Here is a 10,764-nt window from a genome sequence, read left to right as displayed (position 1 = left end):
GTGAGACACGTCGAGGTCCTCGTGATGGAACAGCAGTTGGCGCTACTGATCCTCGGGGACCTCGACCCCTACCCACCGACCATCACCCGGCGAGCCTCACCCCCACCAAATGTCCGAAGAGCCGGATTGAGTCCCAGCTCCGGGATCGGCAGAGGGTTCTCACCGGGGTCGAGCTCTGCGATCTGCTCGTCTGACAGCGTCACGCCGCGAGGGAACGGCTCCGGCTCACGCCACGCCTTGTAGACGAGCTCATCCGGGGGATGTGACGTCGAAAGAGTCCCGCAGCGCGAGGACGCTCATTCCAGCGAAGGCTGTGTATTCGGCTGTCAATGCGGGCACGCGAAGGGTGCTGGACCAGTTCGGTGCGAGATTCGTCCCGGGTGTCCAACCCGCGGACGCTAGCACCCCGGCGCTCTTGGAAGTGTGAGGATACGCGCCGGAGGCTTCAGCGTAGATGCGGTCGTTTTCACCTGCGAACTGCACGTATCGGAGCTCGTCTTCGCGGGCGCTAATGATGAGCAACGAGCGCGCGGACAACCCGCGGAACGTGCTGACCAGTCTGTCAGCGAAGGACTGCCAGGTCACAGCTTCAGAGTCCAAGGCGAGCAGCCTCCCGATCAAGTTCGACAGACTGCGGAGTGGCGTAACTAACACTGATTGAACGCCGATTTCGCCGAATGTCCAGTCGGCCACGAGAATCGGTCAGCCAACTTGCGGACTCCCTATCTCCGCTTCGCTCAAACGATGCAGGCCCCAACCGAGCCTCCGCCTCACGCACGAGGGTAGTGAAGTAGTCGCCAAGTTCCGCTTCACCCGTCCGGCTTCCGTCGGGAACCACATCGCACGCACGGAACGAGATCGAGCTCGTTTCCGTATCCGTGCCGACGACAACAACACCTGAGACCGACAACCCGGAGACCGAGTTCCGAACGTAGGTCTTCCCATTCTCCTGATAGGTGGTCCAGCCGAACTGTTCCACGCCCAGAAGCTTCACCTCATCCGCCGGCAACGGCCACGGCTGAGCGAACCAAAAGTCCACGATGTCGAGCACCTCTGCGGGGGGGGCATAGTCTTCCACGTCGGCGACGGCAAAGTACTCGATTCCTCAGTCGTGACGGAGTGCGCCATGTCCGACTCGCTGGACTCACCGCGCCGTCGATTCCAGAACGCCATCACCAGGCCCCCTTATCAAGGCCTCAACTGTACTCTCACCCATCGGAAGGAAGGAGCCCTTCAGAACTTCGGTTTCCCCTCTGGGGTGTACCCGAAACTGGGCTCCGCCGTGGGATGCTCCATTGGCGCGTGGGGCTCGATATCCTCCCATCTCGGATCCCCGGGGTTCTGGAGATCGTAGATCACCGCCCAGTCGCCGGGCTCGCAGGTGGAGTCGAGGTAAATCGTGGTCGAGTCGTAGAGCTCGCCGGGGCTGATGTCGACCGTGATGTGTCCGACGTGCGAGTCCGGCTTCTCTGCTTCGACGACGACATCGGCGATCCCGTCACTGTAGGTGCGGGTCGTGATCTCCGACCATCCGTTTTCGTTCAACCAGTCCGCGAGACGCTGAGCCGCCTCGGCAGGGGTGCCGTCGATCTTCCACTCCGGCGGCGTGGAACGCCCGAACGAGAACTCGTAACCGCCAGCCCCGCACTCGTCTGGGGAATCCCCGTAGTTATCGACCACCCACTCGCCGTCGAAGATCTCGAGCTGCACCTCTGCGACTGCGGATCGGTAATCCAGGTACACCGCTCGTGCTTGATCAAGAAGTTCTTCGCCCGTCATCGCGGGACCTCCGCATCCGGTTGCACTCAACATCGTGCCAAGACAGAGCGCCCCAGCCACGACCCGTACCTGCGCTCTCATCACCGTGCTCTCGTCGTCTCACTCAGCGCATGAATCAGGTCGATAACGGTTTGCTTGAAAGACTGAGAACGAGGATCAAGGTATCCAACGGATTCATCGTCCATGGTGAAAGTGTATGTGGGCGCACCGGTCGACGTGGAGGTCCCCTGCAAGTCCTCGATAAGGTAGTACCACTCGGTGCTCGCCTGAGAGTTGTGTCCTTCAGTGCGTTCACCATAGTTTCCACCGGGTATGTCACTGTACCCGTCGACCACTCCGCCATCAGATTCGAACTCATCGACGCCATAAATGGTTCGCGGGTCGACGGGATGCTCCGACACCGGCCAGCGCCCGATAGGTGCGATCATATCGTCCGTCGCGTGTGTGACGTTCACCGAGATCTGATGATTCCTTATCATCTCTTCGAGCTTCGCGGCAGTCTCCTCGGTGACTCCGGCTGACCCGTACAACCAGACGTTGTCAACAAGGTCAGGATTGTCGACGATCATCTGCGTGCCCGCCGTCGTTCCCAAAGAGTGCAGTCCCAAGTTGCGTTGCCCACCAGGGTTCGTGAGTTCGAAACCTCGTAGCAGTTGAGCCAGTCTCTCTGCCCCAGCGTCAGGACGCTCGATGTTCCAGACGTTGCTTGGGTCGCCGGATTCCCATTCGAAGAACAGCACGGTTGCTGTGGTTGCGCTTGACCCGCTCTTTCCGAGGAGTCGGTCGAGATTGCTCTTGAGGTTGGTCGCACTATCCGACCATTCGCCGAGGCTGCTCATGTCCGTTGCAATACCGTGTGTCAGCGTCGTGATCTGATCCGCGGTATCGACATCACCGAAGCCCACACTCGCGCGCGGGCTCCAGTCATCTGTCGTGTTCAAGAACAACGAGAGGAGAGAGACGTCCAGGCCAGCTTTCTTGGCGTCCTTGAGCACCTTCTTTAGCTGCTCCAACTGTGATCTCTGCGTTTCCGTCAGGTCGCCTTCGAGAAGGTTCTCGAGCGTCTTTCGATTGAACTCGTTCTTCACCGTCGCAGGGATGCCATTGAGATTACCGATCGCTGCTGGTGCGAATGCGAGCAGCGTTGCGAGAGGCCCCAGGTACCATGTGCCGTCTTCCCCGCGAACCGACTCGTTCTCAAACTTCTCGAACAAGTGCCGTGCCCGCTCCGGGTCGACAAAGCCAACTGAAGCTGCGAAGTCCGGATGTGCAAGCAACCACTGTTGTGCGGCACCGCCGTTGGTTGCGCTGAGCCATTCGATCCTGCGAGCCACCGCGTCAGAGATGTTGTCGCGCAAATGCTCTGCGAGTCCCGATCTGGTGACCGGCCCTCCGGGGTACGCAGCGTCGGCTTCGCCCCAGAAAGTCTGCGAGGTGTGAAGCTCGTCACCCCACGCACCGCGGACCACATCCCCGCCTGAGATTCGGCCCAGTTCTCCCGCGATCCATGACTCTTCGGTGTCGATGTCGGATCGGAGCTGTTCGATCTCGCGCCGCACGTCCGATAGTTCCGCGTTCGCTGCTTCGAGGGCATCCGATGCTCTGCTCCGATCGTCCGCAGCGGCGGACGTACCGTCTGAGTCAGGATCGTCCCGGTACTCCGCCCAATAGGCGGAGGTGGCCTCTTCAGACGCAGACACAGCATCGGCGTGCTGCTGATTCACTGTCGCGATACGTTCGATGAGCGCGTCGCGACGAGTCTTCAGCGCGGGCAGCGTGTTCATCGACGCATCGCTGAGGACGCGACGGGCCTCGAGCATCGCCGTGACGAACTCGCTCGCCGCGCCTCGCGCGGGATCGAGCATCGCCGCTGCTCCTTCTGCGCCGCTGACATCGAACACTTCAGGAAGGTGCTGCCATCGATCGCAAGCACTCGCCATCGTCGTTTCTAGGAGACTTGCTGATGTGACGACGCTATCCCCGAGGCTCTCGACAAGCGACGCGTCCAGGACGTTCGGAACCGTCGACGGATCAATCGCACTCATAGTGGCGTGGACACCCCACTTGTGAAGTAGGCCGAAGAGGGAGCAATGCCCCATTCGTCCTCGGCATGCGCCTGCGCTGCTTGTGTGTCCGCGCTCATTTCCTCGTCGCCTGCAACGATTGCCGTTGTCGCCGCTCCGACTCCTGAAGCGGCGGCACTGACCGCGTACATGATCTTCCCTGGCACGAGCGCGCGAGCTTCCATGAACGCGTCCCACGCGTTCGACAGGGTCGTGCGACCGTCAACGGTCAACGTCGATCCGGAGGACGCTGCCTCACTGATTCCGGTCTGCACCGTTTCGAAGTCCGGCCCGAGCTCGTCGATTCCCGCCAGCACCCCGAGTACCCCGTCCGGGGCCACCCACCAGTGGCTCATCAGATGGGGAGTGAGGCGCGGGCCTGGGTGAGGGCCCGCAGCGCGACGTCATCGTTCTGCTCGAGCGCGCCGCGGATCGCGCTGATCACACTGCGAACCTGCGCGCCAGCGGTGTTCCACTGCTGCTCGAGGGCAGCGTACTCGTCGGATACTCCGTCGGCCTGGTAGTCGGCGAGTGCTGCCTTGACGTCCTGGTCGCGGCGCTGCAGCGCGGCTTCCAGACGTGCGGCTGCGTTCTCGAAGTTGGACTGCGCGGACTGGGAAGCCCCGACGCTGTAGTCGTTACGGTCGATCTGGTTACCACTCATGATGAACCCTCCGTGGTCTTCGTTCGTGTCTGGGCTCAGGCGCTGGCCTGGCCGGAGATCCTTGCAAGAACGGCTTCGCTACTGAAGTCCGCGGAACCCTGTGCGGAGTCGTGAGCAGCTGCTCCGTCCTCGGCCGCCGTGACGAACGCGAGGTTCTGGCCGGCGATCGAGCCGACGATTCCCGCGAGCGCGTTGTTCAGCGCTGTCGCGATGTCATCCGTCTTTCGGTGGTCCCTCGTTGGAAAGTTTCACCATCGATAACGCGCGTTCCGAGTGTAGAGTTTCCGCCCTTGAGGTCTCAGCCCGACGCCGTGACGGCGCCGCCTTCGAAGTTCTGGGTGCAGGTGCCGTCGGCGCAGGTCATCGCCGACGTCGGCCACCCGTACCGGCCCGCCGCACCGCCCGCAGCGAAGTACGCATCACGCACCGAGCCGGTCACCGGATACGCCGCCCCCACCCCCGGCTTGTAGAAGATCGCACCGTTGGCGAAACCCTCCGCGAACCCTCCACCGTTGTACGAGTAGTAGAGGAACAAGTTCGTCCGCGCACCCAACGACCCGCCCGCACCGCCCGCCGCCGCATACGCCGCATCGATCGCCGGATCCCCGATCCGCGCACCACCAGCCGACGTCCACAGCACCCATCCGAACTGGAACTGCTGCTGACACGTCGACGCGTTCGCGCACTGCTGCGCACCCGACGGGAAGCCCAGCGCACCGGCCGCACCGCCCTGTGCGAAGTAGCGATCCCGGATCGGACCCGAGACGTGATACACCGCCCCGTCGGATCGGTAATACGCCGAACCGTTCGCGAACGCCTGCCCGAACCCACCCCCGAAATACGGCAACGCCATCAACCCCGACACCGGCACACCCCAAGATCCCGACACCCCGCCAGCGGCATCGAACGCCGCACGCACCGGATCCGTCACGGCGAGCGCACCGCTCGCGGTCACGACGATTCTGCCGCCTTCGAAGTTCTGGGTGCAGGTGCCGTCGGCGCAGGTCATCGCCGACGTCGGCCACCCGTACCGGCCCGCCGCACCGCCCGCAGCGAAGTACGCATCACGCACCGAGCCGGTCACCGGATACGCCGCCCCCACCCCCGGCTTGTAGAAGATCGCACCGTTGGCGAAACCCTCCGCGAACCCTCCACCGTTGTACGAGTAGTAGAGGAACAAGTTCGTCCGCGCACCCAACGACCCGCCCGCACCGCCCGCCGCCGCATACGCCGCATCGATCGCCGGATCCCCGATCCGCGCACCACCAGCCGACGTCCACAGCACCCATCCGAACTGGAACTGCTGCTGACACGTCGACGCGTTCGCGCACTGCTGCGCACCCGACGGGAAGCCCAGCGCACCGGCCGCACCGCCCTGTGCGAAGTAGCGATCCCGGATCGGACCCGAGACGTGATACACCGCCCCGTCGGATCGGTAATACGCCGAACCGTTCGCGAACGCCTGCCCGAACCCACCCCCGAAATACGGCAACGCCATCAACCCCGACACCGGCACACCCCAAGATCCCGACACCCCGCCAGCGGCATCGAACGCCGCACGCACCGGATCCGTCAGCGGGTACACACCGGCGCTCGAAGAGATGACGGCGCCGCTCTGGAACGATTGTCGGCACACGCCCGAGGCACAGCTCTGATCACCCGTCGGCCATCCGAGAGCGCCTGCGGCCCCGTTCAGCGAGAAATAGCCCCCCCGCAGCGGTTCACGGACGATGAACGTGCCGGCCGGTCCCGCGTACAGCGAGCCGCCCGAGAACAGCTGGGCGACGCCGCTTCCGGAAGCCACGTTCAGCGACTCCTGGTTGAGGATCGGCCACCCCATGTCTCCGTCGGCGCCCGATCGTGCGAAGTAGTAGTCCTGCAACGGCCCCACCCGCACCGTCTTCGCACCGGAGCTGTAGTTCCAGTAGATCGAGCCCTTCTCATATGCCCGACCGAAGCCCCCGCCGTTCTGATAGAGCGTGGCGACCGAAGACGTCGGCGCGCCGAGCCCCGAGAGCCCTCCCTGCGCCTGGTACTCCCACTCGATCTCGGCGACCGGGTCGCGTTGCGTCGACCCGAACCAGTCCGTGAAGTAGTTGTAGAAGTTGCGGTTCCCGTAGGCCGAGCACCCGTCGCCTTCACCGTATCCAGCTCGCAGCGCAGCTGCGTTCGGCTGGTACGGCGTGTAGTAGTACAGGTTCGCGGTCGCCTGGTTCTGGATGAACACGGGCGACGAACCGCATCCCTCGTTCGGGTTGTACCGGACGTTCCAGGTGCGGCCCGGCGCATACCACGTGAAGTACTTGCTCGTGCCCGGCGGGTTCCCGTAGCGCTTGAACTGCCAGGCGGCACCCATCACCTGATTGAAGAAGCCGTAGTAGCGTTCGTCGCAGGCCGCGGTGTCGGGGCATCCCTGGCCCATCGCGATCGTGTACCGCCAGTCGCTCGGCCAGACATGCGTGACGAGTCCCTGTTCCTTCTGCAAGGTGGCGAGGATCACCTGCGGGTTGATGCCGCAGGCCTGCGCGACTCTGTAGATGATGCGGGATGCTCGCTCCCGAACGCCGCCGGAGTACGCGCCGCACATCGCGTCGGCCGTGGTCGTGCGCGAGGTGTCGTACCAGTCCTTCAGGCACGTGTAGCCGGACTCGCAACGGGGGACCTTGGACTCGAGGAACGCCTGGATCTGGGCTTCGTCGATGGTGCCGCTGTTGAAGAAGACGGCGTCGCTGATGATGTTGCCGGCCTGGAAGTTCGAGAGGTTCGCAGTCGGCCTGATGCCGGCGGCGGTCTCAGCAAAGCTGCGGGAGGCGACCGACGCGACGGAGCTGTCGGCTGCTGCTGCGTCGGCGTCTCGTGCGGGCGCCACGAGCACTCCCCCCACGGCCACCGAAAGTGCCGCGATGAGTGAAACGAGGTGTCGACGGCGGACGAGAACCCGGCGCCGGGCGGTGCTCATGCGAACAGTGTGGCGGATGTTGTCGACTTTGCCAACCACCTGGACGCCGCATCAGAGGTCTGCGTGCAGGTGCCACACCCGGTCAGCGCAGTCCCGCCACGAGAACGCGCGCCCGCGATCGGAGGCGAGCACGGCGAGCCGTTCGGCCGACTGGGTCGAGCCGAGCGCGGCGGCGAGGGCGGCCCCGAGCCCGTCGGCGGCCGAGCCCGAGGCATCGGCCTGAACCAGCAGTCCGCCCTCGACGACGACCTCGCGGTGCACGCTCGACTCCACGGCCACCACCGGCACGCCGAGCGTGAGCGCATCCAGCACGCGCCACGGAAACGCCGTGCGCGCGGACGGCGCCAGGAACGTGACGGCGCCGCCGAAGACGGCCCCGCGATCCCACATATCGAGCGCGCCGCGCACGTGCAAGCGCCGCTCCGGAAGGCCCTCAGCCGCGGCGAGGTCGGCGATCGCGGGCTCTTCTCCCGCACCCGCGTCGATCACGACCACCGGCAGATCCACCCTCGAGCGCACGACCGCCGCGAAGCCTTCCGCAAGGCCGTCGGACGGCGCGGTCCCGCCGGACAGCAGCACATACCCCTCGGGCAGGCCCGCCGCGCGCCGGCGCCCGATCTCGTCAGACGGCACCGCGAAACCGGTCGGGGCTGCGCCGGGGATCACGCGGAGCCGGTCGGCGAGCGGCCCGAGCTCGGCCAGACGCTCGGCCATCGAGTGCGTCGGCACGACGACGGCATCGGCGTGCTTGACGGCGCGTTTGAGCATGGCGCGCTGCCACGCCGTCTCGGTGCGGCCGAGCTCGTCGGGAGCCTCCCATGCGCGCAGGTCCCACACGGTGACCACGGTCTGGTCATGGTCGTGCACCCTGCTGTGTCGCACGAGCGGGGCGAACAGCGACGGCGCGTGGATCATGCCCGCGCCCGCCCCCGAGGGAAGCCCCAACTGCAGGGCGGCCGAGAGCTCGCGGCGGGGCAGGCCCGCCCGCTGCACGCGCGCGACCCCCGCCAGGAGAGTGTCGAGATCCTGCGCGGGGCCCGAGGGCACGACCGCCTCGACCTCGCATCCCGCCGGGGCGGCCACGACCAGGGAGCGGGCGAGTTCGGCGGACGCCTCGGCGAGTCGGTGATCGGTCGGCGCAACGACCTGGTCCAGCATCACTCGCAGCGTCACGGTCATGGATTCGAGGGTACCGGGGCGGCGACGGGGCACCGTGACGGCGCGGTGTCGTGCGAGCGCGATAACCCGCGCGCGCACGCGCAGCAGACCGAGGCGCGTCACCCGGCCGGCGCGGAGGGCTCCGGAGTCGGCGGGTGCAGCGCGTCGCGGACGATCTGCTGCACGTAGGCGAAGTCCGGCTCGTATTCGTCGATGCCCCCCTCGGGGGTGAGCTCGATCTTCGTGACGGGCTGCTCCTTCGCCTTGAGGGCGAGGTCGACGAAGTACGGCAGGAGCGACTGCGGAAGGTCGGTCTCGACGATCGCGGCACCGGCGCCGGCGACATCCTGGAAGCGGGTGAGCACCACATCGGGCGTGAACTGCGCGAGGATCGCCTCCTGCAGCTCTCGCTGGCGCTTCATGCGGTCGAAGTCGTTGGTGGTGTAGCGCGACCGCGCGTACCACTGCGCGGTGTCGCCGTCCATGTGCTGGGGCCCGGGCTCGATCCACCCGATCGCCCATTCCACGGCGGGCTGGCCGTCGTAGGTCGGCCCCCATCCTTCGGGCAGGCTCTCTTCGACCGTGATGTCGACGCCGCCGAGCGCGTCGATGAGCGCGGCGAACCCGTGCATGTCGAGGAAGACGTAGTACGGGATCTCGATGCCGAGGATCCCTTCGGCCGCATCTTTGGTGGCCTCGACCGCGGGCGAGGAGCCGTTGGCGACGGCATCCGGATACAGCGCGGCGCCGTCCTGGCAGACTTCGACCTCGGTGCTCAGCTGGTTGATGCCGCTCCCCCATCCGCAGGTCTCGTCGTCGTGGCTCTCGTGCCCGTTCGGGTAGCGGTCCTGCATGGGGCCGGGGGCGAACGGGAAGCCCGGCATGTCGCGCGGGATGCCGGTGATGGTGACGGCACCGGTGTCGGCGTTCACCGAAACGACCGAGATCGAGTCGAACCGCATCGAGTCACGGCCTTCGCCGCTGTCGGCGCCCAGCAGCAGGATGTTGTAGTACCCGTCGGAGGGGGCCACGGGCGGCCCGCTCTCGCCGAAGACGATGTCGATCGTGTTGCGCAGCACGCCGACCGCGTTCGCCGCGTACGCCGTCGCGCCGCCACCCACCACCAGCAGCGCCACCGAGGCGAGCGCGATCCCGAACCGCGCGAAGGCGCCGGTCCTCACCAGTCGGACCAGCCGCAGCGTGTCGAGCGTGAGCACCGCCCACAGCACGATGTACGCGAAGAGGACGACCTGGATCACCGTGAGGGCGAACCAGTTCGTCGCGACGGTGACCATGGCGCTGCGCCACAGGGTGGCCCCGAGCACCGCGAGGATCGCGAGCACCCACATGACCAGCGTCGCTGCGAGCCCGAGCTTGCCGAGGCGACGGCCTCCGGCCACGGCCTGCGCCGAACCGGGGATCAGGAAGTTCAGGACGACGAGCCACCAGCCGCGGCGCGTCATCATCGGCCGCGACGACGCGTCCGGGTAGCGCAGCGGACGCTCCTCGACGACGCGCGCCCCCGCCCCCGATCCGAGGGCGGTGCGGGGCGGGCTCGCGACGCTCACAGCGAGTCCTTGAGCCGCCGGTTCTTGTCTTCGACCTGCTCTTCGAGAGAGCGGGCGTAGGCCTCGACACGGTCGGCGACGGCGGCGTCCGCTGCGCCGAGGATGCGCGCCGCGAGCAGACCCGCGTTCTTCGCGCCGTTGATCGACACGGTCGCGACCGGGATCCCCGCGGGCATCTGCACGATGCTCAGCAGCGAATCGAGCCCTTCGAGGGTCTGAAGCTGCACCGGCACGCCGATCACGGGAACCGCCGTGACTGATGCGAGCATGCCCGGCAGGTGCGCGGCGCCGCCTGCGCCGGCGATGATGACACGGATGCCTCGACCCCGCGCTTCGCGCCCGTAGCGGATCAGCTTGTCGGGCGTGCGGTGGGCCGAGACGACCTCCACCTCGTGCGGAATGACGAAATCGCTCAGGATCTGCGAGGCGTCGCTCATCACGCGCCAGTCGGAGTCCGAGCCCATGACGACGCCGACCAGCGGCGTCAGGGAGGAGTGGAGGGGGCGGGTCACCCGTCAAGGCTATGGGTGCAGGCTGGAAGTTGCCCGCAACGGCACGGTGCTCGCGCCGGTC

The 10,764-nt window shown here is 66.2% G+C and carries 10 protein-coding genes; all 10 read right to left on the bottom strand.

What is annotated here, in order from left to right; all coding sequences use genetic code 11:
- Positions 1 to 249 precede the first annotated feature (249 nt).
- The 10 genes from AB1K54_RS02670 to purE all read right to left on the bottom strand — a co-directional run bounded on the left by AB1K54_RS02670 (position 250) and on the right by purE (position 10,655).
- Positions 250 to 585 (bottom strand): hypothetical protein, encoded by a 336-nt coding sequence (locus AB1K54_RS02670; protein WP_371201144.1) that lies wholly within the window; start codon positions 583 to 585, stop codon positions 250 to 252.
- A gap of 4 nt (positions 586 to 589) precedes the next feature.
- Complete coding sequence (locus AB1K54_RS02665; protein WP_371201143.1) at positions 590 to 1,078, bottom strand: DUF6301 family protein; 489 nt, start codon at positions 1,076 to 1,078, stop codon at positions 590 to 592.
- 155 nt (positions 1,079 to 1,233) lie between these two features.
- Positions 1,234 to 1,779 carry a hypothetical protein gene (locus AB1K54_RS02660; RefSeq protein ID WP_371201142.1) on the bottom strand — a complete coding sequence of 182 codons (546 nt, stop codon included), beginning with the start codon at positions 1,777 to 1,779 and terminating at the stop codon, positions 1,234 to 1,236.
- An 80-nt stretch (positions 1,780 to 1,859) separates the two neighbouring features.
- On the bottom strand, positions 1,860 to 3,824 hold the full coding sequence (locus AB1K54_RS02655; protein WP_371201141.1) for an alpha/beta hydrolase: 1,965 nt from the start codon (positions 3,822 to 3,824) through the stop codon (positions 1,860 to 1,862).
- Positions 3,821 to 4,198 (bottom strand): DUF6507 family protein, encoded by a 378-nt coding sequence (locus AB1K54_RS02650; protein ID WP_371201140.1) that lies wholly within the window; start codon positions 4,196 to 4,198, stop codon positions 3,821 to 3,823. The genes AB1K54_RS02655 and AB1K54_RS02650 overlap by 4 nt, the downstream gene beginning before the upstream one ends.
- On the bottom strand, positions 4,198 to 4,506 hold the full coding sequence (locus tag AB1K54_RS02645) for a hypothetical protein (RefSeq protein ID WP_371201139.1): 309 nt from the start codon (positions 4,504 to 4,506) through the stop codon (positions 4,198 to 4,200). The genes AB1K54_RS02650 and AB1K54_RS02645 overlap by 1 nt, the downstream gene beginning before the upstream one ends.
- 298 nt (positions 4,507 to 4,804) lie before the next feature.
- Entirely contained in the window at positions 4,805 to 7,465 is a 2,661-nt protein-coding gene (locus tag AB1K54_RS02640) for an LGFP repeat-containing protein (RefSeq protein WP_371201138.1), read from the bottom strand.
- Between the two features lie 51 nt (positions 7,466 to 7,516).
- A complete protein-coding gene (locus AB1K54_RS02635; RefSeq protein WP_371201137.1) occupies positions 7,517 to 8,644 on the bottom strand; it encodes a glycosyltransferase in 1,128 nt (375 codons plus the stop codon).
- Positions 8,645 to 8,742: 98 nt separating this feature from the next.
- Positions 8,743 to 10,191 (bottom strand): LCP family protein, encoded by a 1,449-nt coding sequence (locus AB1K54_RS02630; RefSeq protein ID WP_371201136.1) that lies wholly within the window; start codon positions 10,189 to 10,191, stop codon positions 8,743 to 8,745.
- Positions 10,188 to 10,655, bottom strand: coding sequence for a 5-(carboxyamino)imidazole ribonucleotide mutase (gene purE / locus AB1K54_RS02625; protein ID WP_371201163.1), 468 nt, complete (start codon positions 10,653 to 10,655; stop codon positions 10,188 to 10,190). Before purE ends, AB1K54_RS02630 begins: the two co-directional genes overlap by 4 nt.
- Between the last annotated feature and the right edge of the window lie 109 nt (positions 10,656 to 10,764).

The organism is Microbacterium sp. BWT-B31 (assembly GCF_041379855.1).
In the GTDB taxonomy this organism is placed as follows: domain Bacteria; phylum Actinomycetota; class Actinomycetes; order Actinomycetales; family Microbacteriaceae; genus Microbacterium.
Note: the sequence above shows the minus strand (reverse complement) of the source record. Positions and strands in the feature narration are given on the sequence as shown.